This window comes from Paramesorhizobium salinisoli, from assembly GCF_003335045.1.
GTDB lineage: Bacteria > Pseudomonadota > Alphaproteobacteria > Rhizobiales > Rhizobiaceae > Paramesorhizobium > Paramesorhizobium salinisoli.
The window spans coordinates 366,153-391,286 of record NZ_QOZG01000004.1 but is presented as its reverse complement, the minus strand read 5'-3'; the positions used below and the strand labels follow the sequence as shown (position 1 = coordinate 391,286).

Here is a 25,134-nt window from a genome sequence, read left to right as displayed (position 1 = left end):
TTCCGGCCCTCACCTTTCCGGTATGCCGTTCCGTCAAATGTCGTCCTCCTCGTCCACCCGATATTGATTCATATTCTCCGACGACGGACCGAACCTATTGATTTTAGTTCCGTCCCGAAACAAGTTTCTGGCATGATCGTCCTGCATGCGACACGCCCAAATGGTCTGGGTCGTAAAACTGGAGAAAAGCGGTTATCATGTTCAATCATGTGAACGACGACATCGTTGTCAATCTGAAGGACCGCTTGCGCGATATCCGCCATGTAATCCGCCAAGTCGGATCCAACAGTCAGGGCCGCCGGCTGACGAACTTACCGCCGAAAAACCCGGCCGAACTGCCTGAAATGCTTCTGGGAACCGCCGCGACTTTCGTCGATACGGCCCTGACCATGGCAGAAACTATCTCGATTTCCCTGATTTCCGATCACCCTGCGCGTGGCCGCACCAATCGGATCGGCAGCCTCAAGCTCTATTTCTCCCATCCGGATGGCCGCCGCCTGTTCCACCGTGAGATGTATCATCTCACCAAAGAAGTGTTGCGCCGCTCTGGCAGAGGCGACGCTTTCATACATGAAGCGGCATTCGCGGATGTCTACATCAGCCTGGCGCGCAATCACGGAAATGTGTTTGCCCGCGCGCTGGCACAGGATGCCTCCACCCGCGATATCGCCAAGGCCTGTGCTGTACTCACCATCGAATCAGTGCGGCGGCATCCCGCCAAAACCATGGGAACCGCCTCTCCTTTGCCCGCCAGCGTGGCCCTGCAGCCAGAGACGGAAATACTGGTCTTTTCCACGATCGGCCTTGCATACGCTGTCGCTACGACGCAGCCGCAAGACACGTCAGCCCCGACGGATGACATGTCGGACCTGCTGGAGAGCGCATTTCTCGCCGTTTCGGCCCGGGAAGACCGTTTCGCCGCCGCTTTTGCGTCAGAAGACCCGTGCAGCGCTTTGGCGGAGCTGTTTTCGCGTCTGGTCGTTTATTTGCCCTGACCTGAAATCTCTTTCAGGATGATGGGCTGGCCAGTTCCGCCAGGCATTTCTTTGCGCGCTGGATGGAGGCCGGGCTCATGCTGAGCTCCGTAAGCCCCATGCGGATGAATTCCGGGATCAAATCCGGACGGCCCGCCGCCTCTCCGCACATGCCGACCATGATGCCAGCTTCCACGCCGGCTTTCGCCGTCATCGCGATCGCTGCCATCACGGCGGGGTTTTTCACGTCATTCAATGCCGCGACCGTCGGATTCAGCCTGTCCGCCGCCATCACATATTGCGTCAGATCATTGGTGCCGATGGAGAAAAATGCAACCTCCCTGGCGAGCATCGGCGCTATCAGAACCGCGGCCGGCGTCTCGATCATCACGCCGAGATCGAACGAACGACAATCCTTTCCCTCCGCTTTCAGCTCGGTTTCGCAATCCGCGATCAGCGCCCGCGTCCGCGCCACTTCCGAGATTTCCGATACCATCGGCAACATGACCTTCAGTTTGCCGTGCACGGCCGCCCGCAGCAGGGCGCGCAATTGCGGCTTGAAGATATCCGGCCTGTCCAGGCACATGCGGATGCCGCGCCAACCAAGGAAGGGGTTCTCCTCATCCGGAAATTCCACCCCGGCGACCGGTTTGTCGCCGCCGACATCGAGCGTGCGAACGATGACCGGGTGCGGCGCGAATGCCTTCGCCAGCGTCGAATAGATCTCCGTCTGCATGTCCTCTGAAGGCAGATGCATATGGCGCATGAACAAAAGCTCGGTACGGAACAGCCCGACACCCATCGCGCCAGCTTCCTGCGCCGCTTCGATTTCTTCGAGCGAGCCTATATTGGCCGCCACCTCGATGATCACGCCGTCCGAACGCTTGGAGACCACATCCCGGAACACTTTCAACGCAGCGTGCTCTTCCTCAGCTTTTCGGATGCGTTCCTCGAAGCGGACGGTAGTTTCGCCATCGGGATCGGCGAACACCTCTCCCGTGCCACCGTCGAGCGCGATCTGTTTAGCCGTGCGCAGCTGTTCCACCTGGTTACCAAGCCCGAGCACCGCCGGAATGCCGTGCGCACGCGCGATGATGGCTACATGCGAAGTCGCCCCGCCATGACCGCAGATCACGCCCCTGATGCGCTTCAGCGGCGCCCGCGCCAGATCCCAGGCGCCTATATCCCTGGCGATCAGGATGGCGCCGTCGGGAATGTCTTCCAGCCCCCCCTCCTCGCGCCCGAGCAGCGCCAGGCACAATTGGCGACCGACGGCATGCACATCGTCGGCACGGGCATTGAGATAGGGATCGTCCATTTCGCTGAATTCGGTGGCGACTTTCGAAGCAGCGCCAAATACGGCTGTCACCGCGTCCATGCCGCCGCGGATAAGCGATATGGTTTCCTCGCTCAGCGTATCGTCGGCCGCAATGTCCTTCAGCGCCGCGATGATGCCCCGGTCGCTTTCAGCCAGATTTCCGGCGGCGAGCGAAACATCCATTCGCTTCTGGACCACGACCACCGCGTCGCGAAACCGCGCCACTTCCGCCTCGACTTCATCAGCGGCGAGTTTTCGGTTTTCGAGTTTTATCTCGTCTGGAAAATGGGGATGGGCAAGCCCGAGCGATACGCCCTCGCTGGCCCCGACGCCTTTCAGCCTGCCGTCGGCAGCCAAATTCATGGCAAGCTCCGGTGTAGCTGCCGTATTGGTTGCTTTGGGCTTTCCTCGATCCGCCTGCCCCTCTTCATCAAGACCGGATTTCGGGTTCTCGAGATAACCGATCAGCGCCTCGACCGCCTCGATGGCATCGGCGCCCTGGGCGCGGACAATTACCTCGTCATTCTCCTTGACGCCGAGCAGCATCAGCTTGACCGAACTCTTGGCGCTGACCGACTTTTCCCCCTTTACCAGATCGATCTCGGATTCGAAGCTCTTGGCAAGCTTGACAAAGCGGGTGGCGGGACGTGCATGAAGGCCCTCATGCACTCTGACGATGGTCGAGCGTTCCATGATCGTCTTTCCAGATAGTGTCTACATCTCTATGGAAGCTGAAACTCAACTGCCTATGGTGATGATCGCATCCATCTTGAGCGCCGTCACCAGCATCTCCGGATCGATCTTCGAAGCCGATATTTCACCGGGACGCTCGGCCTGGGCAGCACCGTTGAAATTGATTACCACGTGGCCGATATCGCGTACTTTTTGCCATGCATAATCGCCGATAGCTGTGATTTCGGCTGTGAGGCCGCCAATCCTGATCGGTGTGCCGACGGCAGGAACAACATCGCTCGGACCATCTTCGACGGCATGCAGGACGGAGACTTCGGCCAGTTCCGGCGGTGCGCCGTCGGCGAATAATATGACCACGCCACCCTCTGCCAGATCCGCCACCTCAGGACCGATTGCTGTGATCCGTGTTTTCAGAAGAACCGACATGATGGCATACCTCACTTGTCTATTGATGGCGGGGACACTGCTAGGCAGCGCCCCCGTTTGTAAATATTGATCAGAATACCACGAGGCTCACGGCCCAGGCGATGAGCACCGAAACGGGACCCATGATCTGGCGGCTGAGCAGAACGGCGGGAACGCCGATCTCAATGGTTTTCGGTTTGGCTTCGCCCAACGCCAGGCCGACGGGAACGAAATCGCAGCCGACCTGCGTGTTGTAGGCGAAGAGCGCCGGCAGCGCCATCGCAGGCGAGATCGTGCCATTGGCGATCTGCGGCCCGATGATGGCGACACCGATCACCTGTGCGATCACCGCGCCCGGCCCGAGAATGGGTGACAGGAACGGAAGGCCGCAGATAGCCGAAATAATCAGAAGCCCGATGATATTGTTGGCGAGCGGTCCCATCGGCTGAGCCAGGATGTCACCGATACCGGTGTAGAGGATCACGCCGATCAGCATGGTGACGAATGCCATGAACGGCAGCACGTTGCGGATGACCTGATCGATGGTACGGCGACCGGCATTGAAGAAAATACCGACGACGCGGCCCATCACGCGGCCGACGGTGCTGATGAAGGCGATCATGCCGCCTTCGCCGCTGGAGGCCTGAGTCGTGGCGGTGCTTGACGCAGATGCCGTCGGTTCTGACCCCGCTGCGGTGGCAATGCCGGCGACCGTGGCCGCGTCCGAGCCATCCGCAGGAACGATGTTCTCCGGCTTGACGCCCGAGACATAGATATCCTCGGTGATGAACTGCGCGAGCGGGCCTGCCTGTCCGACGGGCGTCAGGTTGACGGTCGGGATGCGCTTGCGCGGATAGACGCCGCAGCGTGCCGTGCCGCCGCAATCGACGACCACGACGGCCATCTCGCCTTCGACAGGCGGAGACCTGAAACCATCGACAGCTTCTCCACCCGTCAGTTCCGCAATGCGCTGCGCCACCGGATGGATACCGCCTCCGGTAACGGAAACGATCTTGTTGCGCTGGGGCGTCAACTGGATGACGAGTGGCCCGCCCCAACCGCCGGAACCCCTGGAAATCTTGACTGCTTTATATGTCTTGACCATCGTTCTGTCCTCCCCTCAGACTCAAAGCTCAACGCCCTGGCGGCGCGCCATGAGTGCTGTGATGCGCTCCGTCAGCATGCCCTTGAGCAGGATGACAACGAGGCCGACGAGCGCGTACCAGATGGCGACCTTGATATGGTAGCCGGCGACGACGGCACCCTTCTTCTCCAGTTCGAGCAAGGCAACCAGAATGCCGCCCCAGACGAAATATTCGCCCGGATTGACATGCGGGAACAGGCCGAGCGGAGGATGGACATAGGAGACAGCCGCGTCATAGAAGGCAGGCTTGTGCTTTTCCTCGAGAAACGAGCCGAAGGTATAGGCCATCGGATTAGTCAGGAAGAACACCGCCAGAACAGGCAGGACGGTGTAGCGCGTGAGTGCAATGCGCCCCGCTCCGCGCGCGATGCCATGAACCCGCTGTTCGCCGACGAGTTCCGTCAACGCATAGAACGCGGTCATCAGCACCACCAGCGTTGGAATGATGCCGGTCACGAAGCCGGCGAAAACCTCTCCGCCCTTTTGAAACATGCCGATGAAATACTTGCCGATATTGGCAAGCCAGCCCAGTTGCTCCTCCTGCTGGACATTTTGCAGCCGCTCGCGAAACTGATCGACGGTCAGATTGTCGCCGCCCGCCTGAGCAAGAATGACGAGATCATTGCCTGCATGCTGGCCGGCAGTGAGGACGGCTTGTTTCCCGTGCAAAGCTGCATCGGAGACCAGAGAACCTGCCACCGACAGGTGTTGCATGGTCACGTCGGCGTGTTGCGCCAACATTGTGATTATGGACATCTTGCTCCTCCTTGAGCCACTCGGTGAAGCTCCCCGCTTCCCGGCGTTTACCTAGAGCGGTTCCCGCTCTATTCTTTTATTTTTGCGCAAGTCCGCAGGAAAACAGTTCCTGTTTTTCCGGAAAAACCGGTTTCCACTTTCCTGGACTTGCTTTAAGCGCCTACTGTTTTCAGGCCGGTAAGACCCGGCTTCTCCTTGGGTTCCGACCGCATCCGGTCGATCTGCTCGATCGCCCGTTTGATGGCCTCCGCCACACCCGGCTCTCCCTCGCCCGCATTGGAATTCGACCGGAGAGCATCGAGGGTCAAGCCCTCGAATTCCTCGCGTCTTCTGAATTTCGCGAAGACCGAGCGCCCGCTCATTTCCAGAAGCCGCCTTACCACCAGATCGGGCGTCACCACTATCAGCACGATCACACCCTTGCCGAGACGTCCCCGGCAATTTCCGGCGCCGACGAAGCCGTCGCTATATTTCGCCGTAACCCCTTTGAAGACGTCCGAATAGTGCCGCATCTGAAGCCAGACGCCGAGCGACTGCAAGGCCCAGACGGCTCCCAGAGCCAGCAAACCCCATTGCCAGATTGCCATAAGGTCTCCTCTCTTCTCCATAATTCTCTAAATCCAAACCGATTTAGGTTGATTATGCAGCATTTGAAAATATTAAAGCGTCCTTTGCACGTCCAGTTGGTTGCGCGACGCTCTTATTGCCGCGTCATGATCCGCCTTGCGGAAAGAGTGTCAGACTTTCCGGCCCAAACAAGCGTCCAGCGGTTGCCGGCGCAAATTCCCCTGATCGCCGTTGTCTCCACTAACCAACCATACGCAATCACATTATCCACTGACATTCAGAGAACATTTGTTTTTGCATATGTCAATATGTATCGTTGGGGAGCTGTCAAACGTTGCGACGAAAGACCCTATTTATTGGGAAGAGCTAGAAAATATGATAGGCTATATCTGGAGAAATGGCGGCGGCAATGAAGATACTTTTGAAGAATGAACTCGTTTCGATGCCGGATCTGCGTCATCGTCTGCGCCAGTTGCGGTGGTTCCGGGCGTCTTTCCGCACGAACGCCCGCCTTGTGACCGAGACCTATGGCGTCGGCTTCGAGGTCGATGAGAAGAAGCTGACGCGGGCTTTTCTCGGCTGGGTTGAAACCGTCAATGCCCAGAAGGATTATGCCGGCCTCGACCGCAAGGATTTTATCATCTTCGCCGCCGGTCTGGTGCTGTGCGAGCTGATCCGCGAGCAGCCCGCCAAGGCGCTCCCCAGACGTCTTGGCGCCAAGCCAGTTGATCTATCCATGCGCGAGATCGTCGATTTCTGGCCCGAGGGCTTTCTCTACACGAATTTCTGCATCGGGGCGGTCGCGGCCATATTCCAGCAGGAGTTCGGCGAAGCGAGATCCATCGACAAATGCGCCGATGAACTGCGTACATGGTGGTCATATAAGGAGAATATTGCGGAAATGCCGAGCTATGCCATCGCTTTTCTCGACAAATTCCTTGGCATGGAACCAAATTGGCTCGTTCCCGACATCGCTTCCGCCAGGGCGGCGATCCGCAAGGCGCTTGGCGAGGGCCGCCCCAGCGAGGCGCTCGGCGGACTCTAGGCAGCGTCGGACGGATTTCCCTGAAAAACAGCCGTGTTTCTTCCGTCCTACTTGCGCGAACCTACCCAAAAGCAATCAGCTCCGCCTTTCGCGGAACCCTACTTCGATCGTGTTGCCGTCGGGGTCGAAGACCAGCGCAGCGTAATAGCCCATCTCTTCAGGCCCTTGATAACCTGGAGACCCGCTGTCAACGCCGCCAAAGGCGAGCGCCGCCTGATGGAACGCCTCTACCGCATCGCGACTGAGCGCCGCGAACATCAGATGCAGATGATTGCCCGGATTTTCGGGAGGCGCCGGCGAGGCGACCGCTGCCGGCCCTGACACTGACACTGCCGTGATCCAAATGAACGGAACCGGCGCCCTTTCGCCACCGCTGACAAAGAACGAGGCATCAGCATTGCGAATGACCTCCAGTTCCAGCGCTGGCATGCATCCTGCATAAAAATGCAGGGAACGGTTTAGGTCTGCTGTATGGAAGCCGATGTGATCGAAGAGCGACATGGGGTCTAGTATAGACGGCACCGTGGCGAAGAAAAGACATTCCTTTTCAACACATAGGAGTATATTCACCCCCTCCGGCTGGCCGGAGGAGGTGGCAAACAGGCCTAGGCGCGCGTGCGCGCTAGCCCGTCCTTGGCCGGTTGATATTTCGGATCGAGATGCACAGCGCGCGCATAGGACTTCGCCGCGCGTGCCTTGTCGCCGCGATGTTCATAGACCAGCGCCTGGTTGGCCCAGCTTTCCGCAACATCGCCGTCGAGATTGATGGCGGTGTTGAAATCGTCGAACGCATTGTCGTAGTCACCGAGCGCAATATAAGAAATGCCGCGACCGTTATATGGCTCCGGCGCATTCGGCTGCAACGATATCGCCGTCGAGAAATCCTCGATGGCGAGCTTGTGCTCGCCGCGTGCCTGATAGATCAGCCCGCGATTATGGTAGGCTCGCCCGTCGGTCGTGTCGATCTGGATGGCGCGGTTGAAATCATTGAACGCCTCATCCAGGCGGCCCGCCTGGCGGTAGACATTGCCCCGCCCGATATAGGCCACATCATATTGCGGGTTGATCTGGATGGCGCGGTTGTAGTCGTTCACCGCTTTTACGTTGTCGCCCATGAAGCGGTAGATCAGCGCCCGGTTGGCATAGGCCTGATAGAAATTCGGATTGAGCTGAAGCGCCGTGTCGAAATCCTTCAGCGCGTCGCGGTAGCGTCCTGCCTTGCCATAGGCCGAGCCACGGACATTGTAGCCTTCAGGGTCGCGCGGATTGCTCTGGATGACGGAGGTGAGCGAACCGATGTTTTCGCTCGATCCCTGCGCCTTGTCGATGGGCGCCAGGATATTGGATGAACTGGTCTGGCAGCCCGCGAGCGCGAGCATCGCAAAGGATGCGACTATGACAAACTTGGAGCGGAGGATACCCGTCGGCTGGGCGGCGGCAGTAAAGTGGCGCATCGTCAGTTCCATTATTCCTTCCAATTCCCCCCGGCCCGCAAAACAGCAAAAAAGGTGGCGGCGACAATCATCACCCCACCTTCAGCTCGATCTCTTTCCTCAGCGCATGCGAAAGCGCTGGGATATGTGCCAATCAACGGGCAGGAGCTGCTACGCGACCGCCGGGAACCAGACCTTCGCGCTGAGCGCGCTTGCGCGCCAGCTTGCGCGCACGGCGAACGGCTTCGGCCTTCTCGCGAGCACGCTTCTCGGACGGCTTTTCATAATGGCCGCGCATTTTCATTTCGCGGAAGATGCCTTCGCGCTGCATCTTCTTCTTGAGAGCGCGGAGAGCCTGATCGACATTGTTATCGCGGACGAGTACCTGCACGTGTGATCCCGTTTTCAGTTAGAATTTCGATTGAGCCAAGGTCGAATGATCGGTTCCAAACATCCGAGAAACCAAGGCTTCGCAACGGATATCCGAAGCAAATTGGAGTTGGCTGATAGCAGAAACCTAAGCCGATGTCCACACTGCAGCGCGTCAAATATCACCGCTGTCCCGCCCGAAATCAGGCGGCAGCGCGAATCACGGCCCTGGACCGCTCAACCATACCGACAAATATGAAGATCATATGGAAGCGAACGCCATGGTTGGTCGCAAAATGGCAAAATCTCGGAGCAATGATAGTCTAGTGATAGGAAAATAGGTTATGGCGCTGGCATCTTTTTGCCAGTTACCCAAAAAGGGAAAAACATGCGCAGATATTCGGTTTTCGCCATCGCCCGCGAGGCGATGCGTGGGGGAAAGGGCTGGGAAAAGCAATGGACCTCGCCAGAGCCCAGGTCGGAATATGATGTCATCATCATTGGCGCGGGCGGCCACGGGCTGGCGACGGCCTATTATCTCGCCAAGGAACACGGCATCACCAATGTCGCCGTTCTCGAAAAGGGCTGGCTCGGTGGCGGCAATACCGGCCGCAACACCACGATCATCCGCTCCAATTATCTCTATGACGAATCGGCCGGCATCTATGAGCACGCCGTAAAGCTATGGGAAGGCCTGAGCCAGGACTTGAACTACAACGTCATGTACAGCCCGCGCGGCGTGATGATGCTCGCCCACAATGTCCATGACGTGCAGGTCTTGAAGCGCCATGTCCACGCCAACCGCCTGAACGGCATTGACAATGAATGGCTGTCGCCCGAACAGGCGAAGGAATTCTGTCCCCCGCTGAATATTTCGCAGACCGCCCGCTATCCCGTGGTCGGCGCATCGCTCCAGCGGCGCGGCGGCACGGCGCGACATGATGCTGTCGCCTGGGGCTATGCCCGGGCGGCATCCGACCGCGGCGTCCATATCATCCAGAACTGCGAAGTGACCGGCGTCCGCCGTTCACCGACGGGCGCTGTAACCGGCGTCGAGACGACACAGGGCTTCATCGGCGCAAAGAAGGTCGGCGTGGTTGCCGCGGGCCACACATCAGTGCTGATGCAGATGGCCGGCGTCCGCATGCCTCTGGAAAGCTATCCTCTCCAGGCGCTTGTTTCGGAACCCGTCAAGCCGGCTTTTCCGTGCGTTGTCATGTCAAATACCGTGCATGCCTATATCTCGCAATCCGACAAGGGCGAGCTCGTCATCGGCGCCGGAACCGACCAGTACACCTCCTATTCCCAGACCGGCGGACTGCACATCATCAATCACACGCTCGATGCGATCTGCGAGATGTTCCCGATCTTCACGCGCATGAAGATGATGCGCTCCTGGGGCGGCATCGTCGATGTTACGCCCGACCGCTCGCCGATCCTCGCCAAGACACCCGTGCCGGGTCTCTACGTCAATTGCGGCTGGGGCACCGGCGGCTTCAAGGCGACGCCGGGCTCCGGCAATGTCTTTGCCTATACGATCGCCCGCGATGAGCCGCATCGCATCAACGCACCGTTCACGCTGGAGCGCTTCCGCACCGGCCGCCTGATCGACGAAGCGGCCGCTGCCGCCGTCGCGCACTAACAAGGAGCAGGAAAATGCTTTTGATCTACTGCCCCTATTGTGAGGAAGAACGTCCGGAAATCGAGTTCCGTCACGCCGGCCAGGCCCATCTTGTGCGCTCACCCGATATAGCCGACCAGGGTGAGCTGGAATTCGAGGCCTATCTCTATCTGCGCCAGAACCCCAAGGGCATTATCGCCGAACGCTGGCGCCATATCCACGGCTGCGGCAGGTTCTTCAACGCCATACGCGACACGGTCAGCGACCGCATCTACGCCACCTACAAGGCAGGCGAACTGATGCCGGACCTCGACGCCGTTCTCGCGAATGCTCCCAACGTCGCACATTCCGGAAAGCCGCTGACGCAGCCCGCCGCAAGCGCAGCGACATCCGCATTAGCCGCCCGCAAATCAGAGGCCTGATTCCCATGTCCTTCAATTCCAAATCAGGCAGCAACCGCATCGCCGGCGCCGGTCGCCTCACGCCGGCAAGATCCGTCCGCTTCACCTTCGACGGCGAGCATTTCACCGGGCTCGAAGGCGACACGCTCGCCTCCGCGCTTCTTGCCAATGGCGTCCATCTCGTCGGCCGCTCGTTCAAATATCACCGGCCGCGCGGCATCCTTTCCGCCGGCGCGGAGGAGCCCAACGCGCTGGTCGGCGTCGAGCGCGACCGGACGCGCAGGCAGCCCAATGTCCGCGCCACCGTGCAGGAGGTCTATGACGGGTTGAAGGCCAACTCGCAGAACCGTTGGCCGTCACTCGGTTTCGACGTCGGCTCCATCAACGACCTGCTGTCGCCGCTACTCACCGCCGGTTTTTACTACAAGACCTTCATGTGGCCGAGGGCGGCCTGGAAAAGCATCTACGAGCCCAACATCCGCGCCGCCGCCGGTCTCGGCGAAGCACCTGATGAAGCCGATCCGGATCGCTATGACAGCCGGTTCGCGCATTGCGACGTGCTGGTGATCGGCGCGGGGGCCGCAGGTCTTGCGGCAGCCCTTGCCGCGGCGGAAACCGGCGCGCGGGTCATCATCTGCGACGAGCAGGCAGAAGCCGGCGGCGCACTGCGCTATGAAAGCGGAGCCCATGTCCAGGGTCAGCCCGGCTATGAGTGGTCGCAGGAAACCGCTGCGCAACTTGCGGCTATGGACAATGTCCGGGTACTCATCCGCACCACGGCATTCGGCTATTACGCGCAAAATTTCGTCGGCCTGGTCGAGCGCGTCAGCGATCACATGGCAAGGCCTGCCACCGGCAGCCCGCGCGAACGGCTCTGGCAGGTGCGCGCCAAACGCGTCGTTCTCGCCACCGGCGCCATTGAACGGCACATGGTCTTCGCCGATAATGACCGCCCGGGCATCATGCTCGCAGCCGCGGCGCGCACCTATTTGAACCACTACGGCGTCTCCGTGGGCCGCAAGGTCGGCGTCTATACCGCCAATGATTCGGCTTACGCAGCCGCAATTGACCTGAAGCGCGCCGGCATCGACATTCCCGCCATCGTCGATCTGCGCGATGCCCCCTCGTCTGATCTCGTCGAGGAAGCACGCAGTCTTGGTATCGAGGTGCTTGCCGGCCACGCCGTGCAGAAAGTAGGCGGCACCCGCCGCGTCTCCTCGATGAGGGTGATGCCGAAGAATGGCGGCGGCAGCCGTTCCATCGCCGTTGATGCGCTGATCAACTCGGCCGGATGGACGCCGTCGGTGCATCTCTTCTCGCAATCGCGCGGCAAGGTGCGCTGGGAAAAGGAAACCGAACGCTTCCTGCCCGGCACCTACGTTCAGGATTGCGTCTCCGTCGGCGCCTGCAATGGCACTGACGGATTGCAGGAAACGATCGATGAAGCCTTCGCGGCGGGCAGCCGCATGGCCCGCGAGGCCGGCGTCGCAGCCAAAGTGAGCGGTACCCGGATTGTGGCTTCCGGCGGGGCTTCCTGGAAGGGCGGCATGATCGGGGCCGCGCCAGGCGCCGGTGCTGATACCACCGTCAAGGCGTTCATCGACTTCCAGAACGACGTCACCGCCAAGGATATCCGCCAGGCGGTGCGCGAGGGAATGCACTCGATCGAGCACGTCAAGCGCTTCACCACCACCGGAATGGCAACCGATCAGGGCAAGACCTCCAACCTGCATGGTCTGGCGATTGCCGCGGAAATGCTGGACCGTGAGATCCCCGAGGTGGGGCTGACGACGTTCAGACCGCCTTACACGCCGGTGACTTTCGGAGCCATCGTCAATCACGCGCGGCACGAGCTGTTCGATCCGACGCGCCACACGCCGATTCGTGCCTGGCATGAAGCGCATGGCGCGGTGTACGAGGATGTCGGCCAGTGGAAGCGCCCATGGTACTACCCGCGCCCCGGCGAGGACATGCATAGGGCGGTTGACCGCGAATGCGTGGCGGTCCGCAATGCTGCCGGCATTTTCGACGCCTCAACCCTCGGCAAGATCGAAATTGTCGGCCCCGATGCCGCAAAATTCCTTGAACTTCTCTATACGAACCCGTGGGCGAAGCTCGGCGTCGGGCGGCTGCGCTATGGCGTAATGCTGCGCGAGGACGGGTTCATCTATGATGATGGCGTGGTCGGCCGGCTGGCGGAAGACCGTTTCCATGTGACCACGACGACGGGCGGCGCGCCGCGCGTCATGCACCACATGGAGGATTATCTCCAGACCGAGTTCCCGCATCTCGATGTGTGGATCACGTCGACGACCGAGCAATGGGCCGTCATCGCCGTGCAGGGGCCGAAGGCGCGCGAAATTATCGCGCCGCTGGTCGAGGGCATCGATCTCTCGGCCGAAGCCTTCCCGCATATGAGCGTGCGCGAGGGCAGGATCTGTGGTGTGCCGACGAGGCTGTTCCGCATGTCCTTCACCGGCGAGACGGGGTATGAAATCAATGTGCCCGCCGATTACGGCAAGGCGGTCTGGGAAGCGATCTTCGAAAGCGGCAAGCCGCATGGCCTGACCCCTTACGGCACCGAGGCGATGCATGTGCTCCGCGCCGAAAAGGGCTATATCATCGTGGGCCAGGACACCGACGGCACCGTGACGCCCCAGGATGCGGGGCTCGCATGGGCCATCGGCAAGAACAAGCCGGATTTCGTCGGCATTCGCGGCCTGAAACGGCCTGATCTCATGGCCGACGGCCGAAAGCAGCTTGTCGGCCTCAAGACCAAAGATCCAAAAATCGTGCTTGAAGAAGGCGCGCAGATCGTCGCCGATCCGAAACAGGCAATACCCATGACCATGATCGGCCATGTCACCTCGTCCTACTGGTCTGAAAATTGCGGTCGCTCCATCGCGCTGGCGCTTGTCGCCGACGGATCGAAGCGCATGGGCGAGACGCTTTACGTGCCGATGCCGGATGGCGTGATCGAGGTCGTAATAACGAGCGCCGTGTTCATCGATGAAAAGGGAGAGCGCCTCAATGGCTAAATCAGTATCTGCCAGGCCGGCTGCGTTCGCCGAGCGCGTTCTTCCGCTGGCTGGCCGCCATGGCGGCTCGGGCATCGCCTCGATCCAGCCTGCCGAACCGGCCTTCCGCACCGCATTGCGCGCACGGCCCGACGTGCTCGCCACGCTTTCCAAAGCGCTTGGGGTTGAACTTCCGGTGAAGCCGAAATCGTCAGCCACCGTGGGTACTCGCACTGCCCTCTGGCTGGGTCCCGACGAATGGCTGGTGATCGATACGGGCAGCAAGGATCCCGCCGCCGATTTGGCGAAAGCAACGGTGCTGCATTCAGCGGTCGATGTCTCCCAGCGCAACACCGCCATCGTCGTTTCCGGCCCCGGAGCTGAAGCCGTGATCAATGCCGGCTGTCCGCAGGACCTTGCGCTTGCCGCTTTTCCGGTGAGTGCCGTCTCCCGCACATTACTCGGCAAGATCGAAATCGTCCTGTGGCGTAACGGCGAGAACAGCTTCCGCGTCGAGTGCTGGCGCTCCTTTTCCGACTACGCCTTCACGTTTCTGAGCGAGGCGGCCCGCGACGCTGTTCTTTGAGTGCATGAAGGGTTAATAGACGCCTGCCTCCCGCTCACTTGGCGGATGGTTCGCGCGGAGCCGTGGAGCATGATCCCGAAAAGTTGCAGACTTTCGGGATCATGCTCCAAGGCTCCGCGCGAATTTCCATTTTCAAAGCACGGCTTCATGATCGTCAAAAAGCGTCTCGTTCTCAATTTCACTGGCTATGAAGGCCTTCATCCCAATGCCGTACGCGGTCGGCATATGCAGGCTATCGCCGATTTCGACCGTCTCTGGCATTCGCATACGAGAGCCACGCCCATGCAAACCGGCGATGCCGGCTGCGGCGCGATGCAACTCACAACGCAAGGCACGAACTGGCAGACCGAGGTCGAGTTTTGCCAGTTCGGGACCGCCGACATTTTCGACGACTATGCCAAACGATCCACAACGGCGCGTCTTCTCACCGGACTTCGCGCTTTTATCGATATCCTGCTGACCGGCACGTTGTGGCGCTATGCCAGGACGAGTTGGCGCTTCGTCCTGTTTTTTCTCTGGCCTTTCGGGATGACCCTCGCCCTTGTCGGGCTTGCCGCCCTGATTGCAACTCTCCCCTTCATTCTGGGTCTCGGGCCTCTCCACCTGATATGGTCGCTGCCGCTTGCCATCGCTGGCGGCGCAGTCCTCATGCGCTGGCCGGGAAAGAAATTCTTCCTTTCCTATCTCTTGGACGACTGGTCAGCCGCCTATGACCGCATCCATGCCGGCAATCCCAAGCTCAACGAGCGCCGGCAGGAATTCGCCGCCATCCTTGCGCAGAAACTGCGCGAAACCAATGCCGATGAAATCGTCATTGTCGGCCACAGCCTCGGCACCGTGCCTGCTGTCGAGGCCATCGCCGCTGTCAGGCGTTCGCATCCCGAGCTTCTGGAAAGACAGCCGGTGTCACTGCTATCCATCGGCTCATGCCTGTTGATGCTCGCCTTCCATCCGAAAGCTAAAAGCCTGCGCGAGGATATCCGCCTCGTCATGCAGGACACGCCGGTTCTCTGGGCGGAATTTCAGGCGCTGACGGACATCATCCATTTCTATGGTTCGGATCCCGCACAGGCGCTGGCGATCGCACCGACCAATAAGCCCGTCATTTCGCGGATCAGATTCAAGAATGTACACAGCGAAAGCCGCTACAAGCGCGCCAAGGGCAATTTCTTCAAGATGCATCTCCTGTTCCTCAAAGGAGCCCAGAAGCGCAATGCCTATGATATCGGCATGTTCCTGCACGGCCCCTTCACGCTTCGCGATCTGGTGACCGTCCATAAAGGAACAGCCGCCCCTCTCGACGAAGAAGGGCGGCTGAACGCTTGACCCGATAGGGGCTATGCCTCGGGCGGTTCGACCACTGCAATCGTCAGCCATGTCGCGGTCAAAGCAGGTTTCAGCGAGTTCTCGATCTCCAGCGTCACCTCGTAATGATTGACCACCCGGCCGGACGGCCGGATATCGGCATCCGCCAGCTTGAAGCGAGCGCGCACCCGCGCCCCGCTCTTGACCGGCGCCATGAAACGCACCTTGTCGAAACCGTAATTGATGCCCATCGTCGCGCCCTCGATCATCGGCAGCGCTTCGAAGGCAAGCGTCGAAAGCAGCGAAAGTGTCAGGAAGCCATGGGCGATGGTACCGCCGAACGGGGTTTCCTTCGCCGCCCGTTCCGGATCCACATGGATGAACTGGTGATCGTCGGTCGCATCGGCGAACTTGTCGATCATCTCCTGAGTTACGACCCGCCACTCGGAACAGCCGATTTCCGTGCCGACGGCTTCTCTCACCTGATCCAGTGTAATTGCTTCTTTCATATCGCCGCTTCTCTCATGGGCGGAGCCGGAGGGCTCCTCTATGACCGTTCTAGCCGCTGTTTACCAATTTGCCATGACATGACAAACCGCCCCACCCGATAAAGCGAAAAAGCCGCGCCACTGTGGCAATTCAGCCAATCATCAACGCGGCTATGCCGCTCCAGTCGCGATAGACGGCCGCAGCACCCTTGCCGAGGAGTCTGTCGGCATGCCCGTCATAGCTATGGCCCCCACCGGTGTAGCCGATGGCCGTCATCCCTGCCGCGACAGCACCCTCGATGCCATAGGGCGAATCCTCGATGACGACGCAGCGTCGCGGATCGGCGCCCATCGCCTCGGCCGCGTGGAGAAACAGGTCCGGCGCCGGTTTGCCATGCTTCACCATCGAGGAGGAATAGAGCGCCTCTCCGAAATATCCGCGAAGCCGCGTGACATCGAGGCTGAAGTCGATACGTTCGGGGGATGAGGAGGAAGCGACGCAGCGCGGTATCTCCAGCCGGTCGAGAAAATCGATGATGCCGGTCGTAGGCTGCAGTGATTCGGCGAAGAGCAATCGCGTTTCCGGCCATATATTGGCCTCCGCCGTCTGCGGCAGGTGATGACCAGTCAACTCGGCGATCTTGAGGATGATATCGGCCTGCTTCATGCCGACACCGTGCGCCACGGTTCCGTCCGGTATCGGCATTCCTTCTTTCGCGTAGACATTGTGATAGGCAAGAGCCGCAAGCGGCTCACTATCCACAAGCACCCCATCGCAATCGAAAATCACCAGATCGAAAGGACTAAGCTCGGATTTCATCGACATTTCCCTAAATGAATTCTTCGTGACATCGCCGCGCGTTTCCGCTTTGGAATGGACATAGGTATTGACAAAGATACAAATGTTCAATAGGCGATTAAATCAACAAAGCAGCGGCAATGTCCGCGCAAAGATCGAGCGCGACTGGCGTTCGAGGAGGAACCAAATGGCAACCAACGTAGCATTGACTGGCCTGGCACGTGACATGCAGGCGCGCGCCGGCAGTGGCAAGCCGATCCGCATAGGCTTGATCGGCGCCGGTGAGATGGGGACGGACATCGTCTCCCGCGTAGCGCACATGCCGGGCATCGAGATCGGCGCAATTTCCGAACTGCGCGTACCCAATGCGGTCAAGGCCGTGGATATCGCCTATCAGGAAGAAGGCCATGCGAGGGAAGTCTCCAACGCTTCCGACCTCACCAGGACGATGGAAAGCCACAAGATCGCCGTAACCGACAATGCCGACCTGATCCTACAGAACGACATGATCGATGTGGTGATCGACGCAACAGGCGTCCCCGCCGTCGGCGCCGAGATTGGCCTGCGCGCCATGGAGCATGGCAAGCATCTCGTCATGATGAATGTCGAGGCTGACGTGACCATCGGCGCCTATCTCAAAAGCGAAGCCGACCGCCTGGGCGTGACCTATTCGCTCGGCGCTGGCGACGAGCCGTCCTCCTGCATGGAACTGATCGAATTCGTCACCGCCATGGGACATCCGATCGTCGCCGCCGGCAAGGGTAAGAACAACCCGCTCAACATCGATGCCATCCCCGACGACTATGCCGAGGAAGCCCAGCGCCGCAACATGAACGTGCGCATGCTGGTCGAGTTCGTCGACGGCTCCAAGACCATGGTGGAAATGGCGGCGATCGCCAACGCCACCGGCCTCGTGCCGGACAAGCCGGGCATGCATGGTCCCACGGCCACGGTGAGCGAACTCAACAAAACGCTGATCCCGGTAAAGGATGGCGGTGTGCTCTCGAAGGTAGGCGTCGTCGATTACTCCATCGGCAAGGGCGTGGCGCCCGGCGTCTTCGTCATCGCCGATATGTCCCATCCGCGCATTCGTGAGCGCATGGAAGATTTGAAGATGGGTCATGGCCCCTATTTCACCTTCCACCGGCCATACCATTTGACCTCGCTCGAAGTGCCGCTGACTTGCGCCCGCGTCGTGCTTTACGGCAAGCCCGACATGGTGCCGCTGGCAAAGCCGGTCGCCGAAGTCTGCGCCGTGTCCAAGAAGGATCTGAAGCCCGGCGACAAGCTCGACGCCATCGGCGAATACAGCTATCGCGCCTGGATCATGACCGTGCCGGAAGCCCGCGCCGCCAAGGCCATCCCTTGCGGCCTGCTGGAACGCGGCACCGTCACGGCCCCGATCAAGAAAGGCGAGCTCATCACCTATGAGAATGCCGCCGTCATGCCGGGATCAAAGATCGCCGAACTGCGTTCACGGCAGGACAAGCTTGTGTACGGAAGCTGATCGCGGAAAACAGGAGTGCCCGAGATGGGTGAAGCCGGCAAGATCATCGCCAAAGCGGACATGACAGCTCAGGAAGGCGGGCACAATCTGCCTTTCGCCTTCCGGCACTATTCGCCAGAGCAGTTGAAGGAAGCGCTGCGCAAGATGTATCTGATCCGCCGCTTCGAGGAAGGAGCAGAGGAAAGCTACACGCGGGGCCTCATCCACGGCACCATGCATCTTTCCATCGGCCAGGAAGCGAGCGCCGTGGGCATCTCGCTCCCCCTCGCCGATGAAGACATGATCACCTCCACCCATCGCGGCCATGGCCATTGCATTGCCAAGGGGGCGGACGTCTCCAGGATGTTCGCCGAGTTCTTCGGCAAGGAAACCGGCTATTGCCGCGGCCGTGGCGGCTCAATGCACATCGCCGACGTCTCCAAGGGCAATCTTGGCGCCAACGGCATCGTCGGCGGCGGCATCCCCATTGCCGTCGGCGCCGCTCTGTCAATGAAGAAACTGAAGACGGGCCGCGTCGTCGTCTCCTATTTCGGCGACGGCGCCAACAATGAAGGCGCTTTCCACGAGGCGCTGAACATGGCCTCCGTCTGGAAGCTACCGGTCATTTTCGTTTGCGAGAACAATGGCTACGGCATGTCGACCTCGACCAGGCGCTCCACCGCCGTGGCCAATGTCGCCGACCGGGCTGCCGCCTACGCAATGCCCGGAGTCATCGTTGACGGTAACAATCTGTCCGATGTCGCCGAAGCCTCTAGCGAGGCTGTCGAGCGCGCACGTCGTGGCGATGGTCCAACCCTCATCGAGTGCAAGACCTATCGCCATCGCGGTCATTCCAAGAGCGACCGCAACCGCTACCGCACCAAGGAGGAGATCGAGGACTGGATCGCCAATCGCGACCCGATCCAGCTTTTCGAGGCGCAGATGCAGGAATATGGCGTCATCGATGCCGCCGGGATTGAAGCGGTCCGCGCCGATGTCGAGCACGAGATCGAAGCTGCCATCGAGTTCGCCAAGGTCAGCCCCGCCCCCGATATCGCAAGCCTGACCCGCGACGTTTATACGGACCTTGCCTGAAATGGATACGACGATCCGCGAACTGAGCTATGCCCAGGCCATTCAGGAAGCCATGGCGATCGCCATGGAAAGAGACGATCGCGTCTTCCTGATGGGCGAGGATATCGGCGTCTATGGCGGCGCTTTCCAGGTGACGGGCGATCTCGTCCATCGTTTCGGCGAGGACCGCGTCATGGATACGCCCATCTCGGAACTTGGGGGGGCTGGTGTCGCCGTCGGTGCCGCGCTGACGGGCATGCGCCCGATCTTTGAATTCCAGTTCTCCGATTTCGCGGCATTGGCCATGGAGCAGATCGTCAACCAGGCTGCCAAGATACGCTATATGCTGGGCGGCGCGGTTTCCGTTCCGCTGGTTATGCGGTTTCCCGCGGGCTCCGGCACGGGCGCTGCGGCACAACACAGCCAGAGCATCGAGGCGTGGCTCGGCCATGTTCCGGGCCTGAAAGTGGTCCAGCCGGCAACACCGCACGACGCCAAGGGCCTGCTGCTCGCCGCCATCGAGGACCCCGACCCCGTCATGATCTTCGAGCACAAGCTGCTCTACAAGATGAAAGGCCCGGTACCGGAAGGGTATTATACGACGCCGATCGGCAAGGCGGAGATCCGCCGCGAGGGCAAGGACGTCACCATCGTCGCAACCGCCATTATGGTCCACAAGGCGCTGGAAGCGGCAGAAACGCTTGCCTCCGAGGGCATTGATGCCGAAGTGATTGACCTCCGCACCGTCCGTCCAATGGACCGCGAGACGATCATCGCCAGCGTCAAGAAGACATCGCGGCTGATCTGCGTCTATGAGGGCGTCAAGACGCTCGGCGTCGGCGCGGAAGTCAGCGCCATGATCGCCGAAAGCGACGCCTTCGATTTCCTCGATGCGCCGATCATACGCCTCGGCGGCGCCGAAACGCCTATTCCCTATAATCCCGAGCTGGAAAAGGCAGCGGTGCCGCAGGTGCCGGATATTCTCAAAAGCGCCCGCGATCTCGTCAACGGAGTGCGCTGAGCGATGCCCGTCGAAGTCATCCTCCCCAAGGTGGACATGGATATGGAGACCGGCCGGATTTCCCGCTGGTACGCCAAGGATGGCGATGCGGTGACCAAGGGCCAACTCCTGTTCGAGATCGAGACCGACAAGGCGGCGATGGAGGTCGATGCGCCCGCCGGCGGCACACTGCGCGACGTCTCCGCTGCCGAAGGCGCGGTTGTCCCGGTTGGTCAGGCGGTGGCGTGGATTTTTGCCGAGAGCGAGGAATATACCCCAACCGGCAGGCCGGACGCTGCGCCTCGAGATCCCCAGGAAGCGCCGTTGGCGACTGCCGTTAAACCCGGACCTGCCCCGGCTTCTGTCCCGGCAGTTGAAAAGCCCACAGGCTCAGAGACGGACAGCAGCATGGGCACCCGTGCCACGCCGCTTGCCCGCCGCCTTGCGACGGAGGCAGGGCTCGAATTATCGGGAATTGCCGGTAGTGGGCCCAAAGGGCGCATCACCCGCAAAGATGTCGAAGCAAGCATTGCCGTGGCCTCTCCGGCCGTGCAATCCGGCGAGCCAGCGGCTCCGGCAACGGGTGCGCCTCTCCATGCGGTATGGCTGCGCCAGGGCAGCGGCGCGGCTCAAGCCTTACCGGTCGTGCTCATTCACGGCTTTGGTGGGGATCTGAACAGCTGGCGCCCGCTCTTTGCCGGCGTGCAGGTCGATAGCCCCGTTCTGGCGATAGACCTCCCCGGCCATGGCGGTTCGACGCGCCATGTTCCGGAAAGCCTCGATGCCATTGCCGAGGAGGTCGAGCGCACGCTGGAAGCGCATCGGATCGGCTCCTTCGTGCTCGTCGGCCATTCCTTCGGCGGCGCCGTGGCTGCAACGCTTGCCGCGCGGGGCAATGCCGATATCCGCGCGCTTGCGCTGATCGCCCCTGCGGGCCTGGGGCCGGAGATCAACAGCGCCTTTCTCGAAGGCTTCGTCAGGGCGAGAAGCGAGGCGAGCCTCATGCCGTGGCTGAGACAGCTTGTCGTCGATGAAAGCCTGCTCACCAGACCCTTCGTCAACGCCACCGTTGCCCAGAGCGCCGATGAGGCACTGCGTGCCGCACAGACGACGATCATCGACAGCTATTTTGCCGATGGCACGCAGACCTTCGACATCCGCCCGGCTCTCGCCTCCCTGCGTCTCCCGGTACGGCTGATCTTCGGCGCGGGCGACCGCATCATTCCAGCAGCCCAAAGCGCGGGACTTCCCGGCGAAATCGCGATCCACATCTTTGCCGCCACCGGCCACATGCCGCAGCTCGAACGCCGCGAGCAGGTCCTGAAGATCATCCAGGAAATCGCCCGCGCAGCCGTGTGAATTCCAACCCTTCCCCCCGAGAGACTGGCCCCGCCTCAGCGCGGGGCTTTTTTTAACCCAGCGCCACACGCCCTCGTCTTTCGAGGGTGAGGCCCATCAGCAAAAAGGCGGCCCCATGGAGACCGCCTTTCATAACTGGAAGGTTGCGAAACCTCTTAGTGATCCAGCGCCTTGACGATATTCTCCACCATCTTCTTGGCGTCGGCAAAAAGCATCATCGTATTGTCGCGGAAGAACAGTTCGTTCTCCACGCCGGCATAGCCGGAGCCCATGCCACGCTTGATGAACAGCACCGTGCCGGCCTTGTCCACATCGAGGATGGGCATGCCGAAGATCGGCGATTTCGGATCGGTCTTCGCCGCCGGGTTGGTCACATCGTTCGCGCCGATGACGAATGCCACATCCGCCTGCGCGAATTCCGAGTTGATGTCTTCCAGCTCGAACACCTCATCATAGGGCACATTGGCTTCGGCCAGGAGCACGTTCATATGCCCGGGCATGCGGCCTGCCACCGGATGGATGGCGTATTTGACCTCGACGCCTTCCGCCTTGAGCTTGTCGGCCATCTCGCGCAGCGCGTGCTGTGCCTGCGCCACCGCCATGCCGTAGCCGGGCACGATGATGACCTTGGAGGCATTCTTCATGATGAAGGCCGCATCCTCGGCGGAGCCCTGCTTGACCGGACGCTGCTCGACCTCAGCCCCGGCCGGACCGGCGGTCTCGCCGCCGAAGCCGCCGAGAATAACCGAAATGAACGAACGGTTCATGCCTTTGCACATGATGTAGGACAGTATCGCGCCCGACGAGCCGACCAGCGCGCCGGTAATGATCAGCGCCAGATTGCCCAGCGTGAAGCCGATGCCCGCCGCTGCCCAGCCCGAATAGGAGTTGAGCATGGAGACGACGACAGGCATGTCCGCGCCGCCGATCGGCACGATGATCAAGCCGCCCAGCACCAGCGACAGGATGACGATCAGCCAGAACACCGTATGGCTTTCGGTATTCACCAGAATGGCGACCAGCACGACGATGGCAATGGCCAGCGCCGCATTGATGATGTGCCGGCCGGGCAGGATGATCGGCTTACCGGACATGCGACCGTCCAGCTTGAGGAAAGCGATGATCGACCCGGTGAAGGTGATCGCGCCGATGGCGACACCGAGCGACATTTCGATCAAAGCCTGGCCATGGATCGAGCCGATTTCGCCGATGCCGAAGGAGTGAGGCGTATAAAGCGCCGCCGCTGCCACCAGAACGGCGGCAAGGCCGATCAGCGAATGGAAGGCGGCGATCAACTGCGGCATCGCCGTCATGGCGATGCTTCTGGCGATATAGGCGCCAATGCCGCCGCCGATCGCGATGCCGAGCACGATCAGCGAAAGGCCGCCGAAGCTTGGCCGGGCCAGCGCCAGCGTTGTGATGATGGAGATGCCCATGCCGATCATGCCGTAGAGATTACCCTGACGGCTGGTGGTGGGATGCGAAAGCCCGCGCAGTGCCAAAATGAAAAGCACGCCGGAAACGAGATAAAGGAAGGCTGCGAGATCGACGCCCATGGTTCAGCCCCTCACTTTTCTTTTTTCTTGTACATGGCGAGCATGCGCTGGGTGACGAGGAAGCCGCCGAAAATGTTCACGCTGGCGAGCACCAGCGCGATGAATCCGAAACCGGTCGCCATGCCACTTGCCGAGAGGCCCACCGCCAGAAGCGCGCCCACCACGATGACCGACGAAATGGCGTTGGTGACCGCCATCAGCGGCGTGTGCAATGCCGGCGTCACCGACCAGACGACGTAATAACCGACGAAGATCGACAGGATGAAGATCGCAAAGCGGAAGACGAAAGGATCGACCGCGCCACCCGTCGCCGCGTGCGCCATGGCACCAGCCGCATCGGCAACGCTGGGGGCGCTTTCCGCCGCCTGGCGCACGGCTTCGACAGCCTGGTTGAGCCCGTCGAGGGCTTTATCGAGTGCCGTATCGGCCATTATGCCTCTCCTCCCGTCTTGGATGCGGCAGGTTTCCTGCCCTTCGTGGGCGCCTTGTTCGTGGGCGTTTTGGCTGCTTCAGCCGCCGATGCCCCCGGCGCAGCCTTTGCCCTGGCTTTAGGCGCTGCAGGCGTTTTCACAGCCGGCGTGATTGGCTTCGCATCCGTCGCAACTCCGGCAAAAGCCGGATGCACGATCGCACCGTCGCGGGTAAGCAACGTCGCCTTGACCAGCTCGTCGTCGAAATTGATTTTCAGCGTCTTGCTTTCCTTGTCGACCATTGTCTCGATGAAGGCGAGGAGATTGCGGGCATAGAGCTGCGATGCCGTTGCCGCGATGCGACCCGGCACGTTCAGATGACCCACGATCTTGACGCCGCCAATCTCCACCACCTTGCCCGGTTGCGCACCCTCGACATTGCCGCCGCGCTCGACAGCAAGATCAACCACGATGGAACCCGGACGCATCGACGCCAGCATTTCCTTCGAAACCAGGCGAGGCGCCGGACGACCGGGAATAAGCGCGGTGGTGATGACGATGTCCTGCTTGGCGATATGGTCGGCGACGAGCGCCGCCTGCTTCGCCTGATATTCCTTGGACATTTCCTTGGCGTAGCCGCCTGCCGTTTCTGCCGCCTTGAACTCGTCGTCCTCAACGGCAACGAATTTTGCACCGAGCGAGGCGACCTGTTCCTTCGCGGCCGGACGAACGTCGGTCGCTGTCACCACCGCGCCGAGACGCCGCGCCGTTGCAATCGCCTGGAGACCTGCCACACCGGCGCCCATGACGAACACCTTTGCCGCGGGCACAGTACCGGCGGCCGTCATCATCATCGGCATCGCGCGGTCATATTCCGCAGCCGCGTCGATCACCGCCTGATAGCCGGAGAGGTTTGCCTGGCTCGACAGGACGTCCATCACCTGCGCGCGCGTGATGCGCGGCATGAACTCCATCGTGAAAGCTGAAATGCCCGCAGAAGCAAGTTCCCGCACTTCCGCTTCATGGCCGTAGGGATCCAGCATGGCGACGAGCACCGCGCCTTTTCTATACCCCTTGAGTTCGACTGTGGAAGGACGGCGAACCCTGAGGATCACGTCGGCCGATTTGGCGTCCCCGGGAGTGCCGATCTTTGCCCCGGCCGTCTCGAACGCGTCGTCCGGAATCCGCGAGAGCGTCCCCGCGCCTTTTTCCACGGCAACGGAAAAGCCAAGACCAACGAGTTTCTTCACCGTTTCCGGCGAAGCCGCGACGCGCGGCTCAGTTGGATCCGTTTCCCTGGGAATGAATATCGTTTGAGCCAAGCCGTC

At 60.7% G+C, this 25,134-nt stretch carries 23 protein-coding genes and 1 pseudogene; 11 read left to right on the top strand and 13 right to left on the bottom strand.

Annotated features, from left to right (window positions below):
- The first annotated feature begins 197 nt into the window (after nucleotides 1-197).
- On the top strand, nucleotides 198-995 hold the full coding sequence (locus DUT91_RS11595; RefSeq protein ID WP_114440541.1) for a hypothetical protein: 798 nt from the start codon (nucleotides 198-200) through the stop codon (nucleotides 993-995).
- A gap of 13 nt (nucleotides 996-1,008) precedes the next feature.
- Here the strand turns inward: DUT91_RS11595 and ptsP are convergent, their stop codons facing one another.
- The 5 genes from ptsP to DUT91_RS11570 form a co-directional block, all read right to left on the bottom strand.
- Nucleotides 1,009-2,985, bottom strand: coding sequence for a phosphoenolpyruvate--protein phosphotransferase (gene ptsP, locus DUT91_RS11590; protein ID WP_114440540.1), 1,977 nt, complete (start codon nucleotides 2,983-2,985; stop codon nucleotides 1,009-1,011).
- A 45-nt stretch (nucleotides 2,986-3,030) separates the two neighbouring features.
- The gene (locus DUT91_RS11585; RefSeq protein ID WP_114440539.1) at nucleotides 3,031-3,411 is read right to left on the bottom strand and encodes a PTS glucitol/sorbitol transporter subunit IIA; all 381 of its coding nucleotides are present in this window, start codon (nucleotides 3,409-3,411) and stop codon (nucleotides 3,031-3,033) included.
- 70 nt (nucleotides 3,412-3,481) lie between these two features.
- Nucleotides 3,482-4,495, bottom strand: a complete 1,014-nt coding sequence (gene srlE / locus DUT91_RS11580; RefSeq protein ID WP_114440538.1) for a PTS glucitol/sorbitol transporter subunit IIB — start codon at nucleotides 4,493-4,495, stop codon at nucleotides 3,482-3,484.
- Between the two features lie 21 nt (nucleotides 4,496-4,516).
- A complete protein-coding gene (gene srlA, locus DUT91_RS11575) occupies nucleotides 4,517-5,290 on the bottom strand; it encodes a PTS glucitol/sorbitol transporter subunit IIC (RefSeq protein ID WP_114440537.1) in 774 nt (257 codons plus the stop codon).
- Between the two features lie 152 nt (nucleotides 5,291-5,442).
- Nucleotides 5,443-5,877: a transcriptional regulator GutM gene (locus tag DUT91_RS11570; protein WP_114440536.1), complete on the bottom strand. Its 435-nt coding sequence runs from the start codon at nucleotides 5,875-5,877 to the stop codon at nucleotides 5,443-5,445.
- Nucleotides 5,878-6,266: 389 nt separating this feature from the next.
- On the opposite strand from DUT91_RS11570, the gene DUT91_RS11565 reads away from it, so the two are divergent.
- Entirely contained in the window at nucleotides 6,267-6,902 is a 636-nt protein-coding gene (locus DUT91_RS11565; RefSeq protein WP_114440697.1) for a hypothetical protein, read from the top strand.
- A gap of 75 nt (nucleotides 6,903-6,977) precedes the next feature.
- On the opposite strand, the gene DUT91_RS11560 is transcribed toward DUT91_RS11565, so the two are convergent.
- The 3 genes and pseudogenes from DUT91_RS11560 to rpsU form a co-directional block, all read right to left on the bottom strand.
- Nucleotides 6,978-7,403, bottom strand: a complete 426-nt coding sequence (locus DUT91_RS11560; protein WP_114440535.1) for a VOC family protein — start codon at nucleotides 7,401-7,403, stop codon at nucleotides 6,978-6,980.
- 104 nt (nucleotides 7,404-7,507) lie between these two features.
- Nucleotides 7,508-8,278 (bottom strand): annotated as a pseudogene (locus DUT91_RS11555) (tetratricopeptide repeat protein); the annotation flags it as partial.
- A 211-nt stretch (nucleotides 8,279-8,489) separates the two neighbouring features.
- Nucleotides 8,490-8,726 (bottom strand): 30S ribosomal protein S21, encoded by a 237-nt coding sequence (rpsU, locus tag DUT91_RS11550; protein ID WP_114440533.1) that lies wholly within the window; start codon nucleotides 8,724-8,726, stop codon nucleotides 8,490-8,492.
- 366 nt (nucleotides 8,727-9,092) lie between these two features.
- Here rpsU and DUT91_RS11545 point away from each other — a divergent pair, with 366 nt between their 5' ends.
- The 5 genes from DUT91_RS11545 to DUT91_RS11525 all read left to right on the top strand — a co-directional run bounded on the left by DUT91_RS11545 (nucleotide 9,093) and on the right by DUT91_RS11525 (nucleotide 15,655).
- On the top strand, nucleotides 9,093-10,346 hold the full coding sequence (locus tag DUT91_RS11545; RefSeq protein ID WP_114440532.1) for a sarcosine oxidase subunit beta: 1,254 nt from the start codon (nucleotides 9,093-9,095) through the stop codon (nucleotides 10,344-10,346).
- Between the two features lie 14 nt (nucleotides 10,347-10,360).
- Nucleotides 10,361-10,747 carry a sarcosine oxidase subunit delta gene (locus DUT91_RS11540; protein WP_114440531.1) on the top strand — a complete coding sequence of 129 codons (387 nt, stop codon included), beginning with the start codon at nucleotides 10,361-10,363 and terminating at the stop codon, nucleotides 10,745-10,747.
- 5 nt (nucleotides 10,748-10,752) lie between these two features.
- On the top strand, nucleotides 10,753-13,764 hold the full coding sequence (locus DUT91_RS11535; protein ID WP_114440530.1) for a sarcosine oxidase subunit alpha: 3,012 nt from the start codon (nucleotides 10,753-10,755) through the stop codon (nucleotides 13,762-13,764).
- On the top strand, nucleotides 13,757-14,329 hold the full coding sequence (locus DUT91_RS11530) for a sarcosine oxidase subunit gamma (protein ID WP_114440529.1): 573 nt from the start codon (nucleotides 13,757-13,759) through the stop codon (nucleotides 14,327-14,329). Before DUT91_RS11535 ends, DUT91_RS11530 begins: the two co-directional genes overlap by 8 nt.
- A 147-nt stretch (nucleotides 14,330-14,476) precedes the next feature.
- Nucleotides 14,477-15,655: an alpha/beta hydrolase gene (locus DUT91_RS11525; RefSeq protein ID WP_114440696.1), complete on the top strand. Its 1,179-nt coding sequence runs from the start codon at nucleotides 14,477-14,479 to the stop codon at nucleotides 15,653-15,655.
- An 11-nt stretch (nucleotides 15,656-15,666) separates the two neighbouring features.
- On the opposite strand, the gene DUT91_RS11520 is transcribed toward DUT91_RS11525, so the two are convergent.
- Both DUT91_RS11520 and DUT91_RS11515 read right to left on the bottom strand, forming a co-directional pair.
- Nucleotides 15,667-16,143, bottom strand: a complete 477-nt coding sequence (locus DUT91_RS11520; protein WP_114440528.1) for a MaoC family dehydratase — start codon at nucleotides 16,141-16,143, stop codon at nucleotides 15,667-15,669.
- A gap of 130 nt (nucleotides 16,144-16,273) precedes the next feature.
- The gene (locus tag DUT91_RS11515; RefSeq protein WP_114440695.1) at nucleotides 16,274-16,942 is read right to left on the bottom strand and encodes an HAD family hydrolase; all 669 of its coding nucleotides are present in this window, start codon (nucleotides 16,940-16,942) and stop codon (nucleotides 16,274-16,276) included.
- Nucleotides 16,943-17,108: 166 nt separating this feature from the next.
- Here DUT91_RS11515 and DUT91_RS11510 point away from each other — a divergent pair, with 166 nt between their 5' ends.
- From DUT91_RS11510 to DUT91_RS11495, 4 genes are read left to right on the top strand one after another with little or no spacing between them, the layout of a single operon-like run.
- Nucleotides 17,109-18,428 carry an NAD(P)H-dependent oxidoreductase gene (locus tag DUT91_RS11510; protein ID WP_114440527.1) on the top strand — a complete coding sequence of 440 codons (1,320 nt, stop codon included), beginning with the start codon at nucleotides 17,109-17,111 and terminating at the stop codon, nucleotides 18,426-18,428.
- Nucleotides 18,429-18,452: 24 nt separating this feature from the next.
- Complete coding sequence (locus tag DUT91_RS11505) at nucleotides 18,453-19,502, top strand: thiamine pyrophosphate-dependent dehydrogenase E1 component subunit alpha (RefSeq protein WP_245419683.1); 1,050 nt, start codon at nucleotides 18,453-18,455, stop codon at nucleotides 19,500-19,502.
- A gap of 1 nt (nucleotide 19,503) precedes the next feature.
- Nucleotides 19,504-20,502: an alpha-ketoacid dehydrogenase subunit beta gene (locus DUT91_RS11500; protein WP_114440526.1), complete on the top strand. Its 999-nt coding sequence runs from the start codon at nucleotides 19,504-19,506 to the stop codon at nucleotides 20,500-20,502.
- A gap of 3 nt (nucleotides 20,503-20,505) precedes the next feature.
- Nucleotides 20,506-21,840 (top strand): acetoin dehydrogenase dihydrolipoyllysine-residue acetyltransferase subunit, encoded by a 1,335-nt coding sequence (locus DUT91_RS11495; protein ID WP_114440525.1) that lies wholly within the window; start codon nucleotides 20,506-20,508, stop codon nucleotides 21,838-21,840.
- A gap of 155 nt (nucleotides 21,841-21,995) precedes the next feature.
- Here DUT91_RS11495 and DUT91_RS11490 read toward each other — a convergent pair whose 3' ends face one another.
- From DUT91_RS11490 to DUT91_RS11480, 3 genes are read right to left on the bottom strand one after another with little or no spacing between them, the layout of a single operon-like run.
- On the bottom strand, nucleotides 21,996-23,396 hold the full coding sequence (locus tag DUT91_RS11490; protein ID WP_114440524.1) for an NAD(P)(+) transhydrogenase (Re/Si-specific) subunit beta: 1,401 nt from the start codon (nucleotides 23,394-23,396) through the stop codon (nucleotides 21,996-21,998).
- A gap of 11 nt (nucleotides 23,397-23,407) precedes the next feature.
- Nucleotides 23,408-23,827 (bottom strand): NAD(P) transhydrogenase subunit alpha part 2, encoded by a 420-nt coding sequence (locus tag DUT91_RS11485; RefSeq protein WP_114440523.1) that lies wholly within the window; start codon nucleotides 23,825-23,827, stop codon nucleotides 23,408-23,410.
- On the bottom strand, nucleotides 23,827-25,128 hold the full coding sequence (locus DUT91_RS11480; RefSeq protein WP_114440522.1) for a Re/Si-specific NAD(P)(+) transhydrogenase subunit alpha: 1,302 nt from the start codon (nucleotides 25,126-25,128) through the stop codon (nucleotides 23,827-23,829). The genes DUT91_RS11485 and DUT91_RS11480 overlap by 1 nt, the downstream gene beginning before the upstream one ends.
- Between the last annotated feature and the right edge of the window lie 6 nt (nucleotides 25,129-25,134).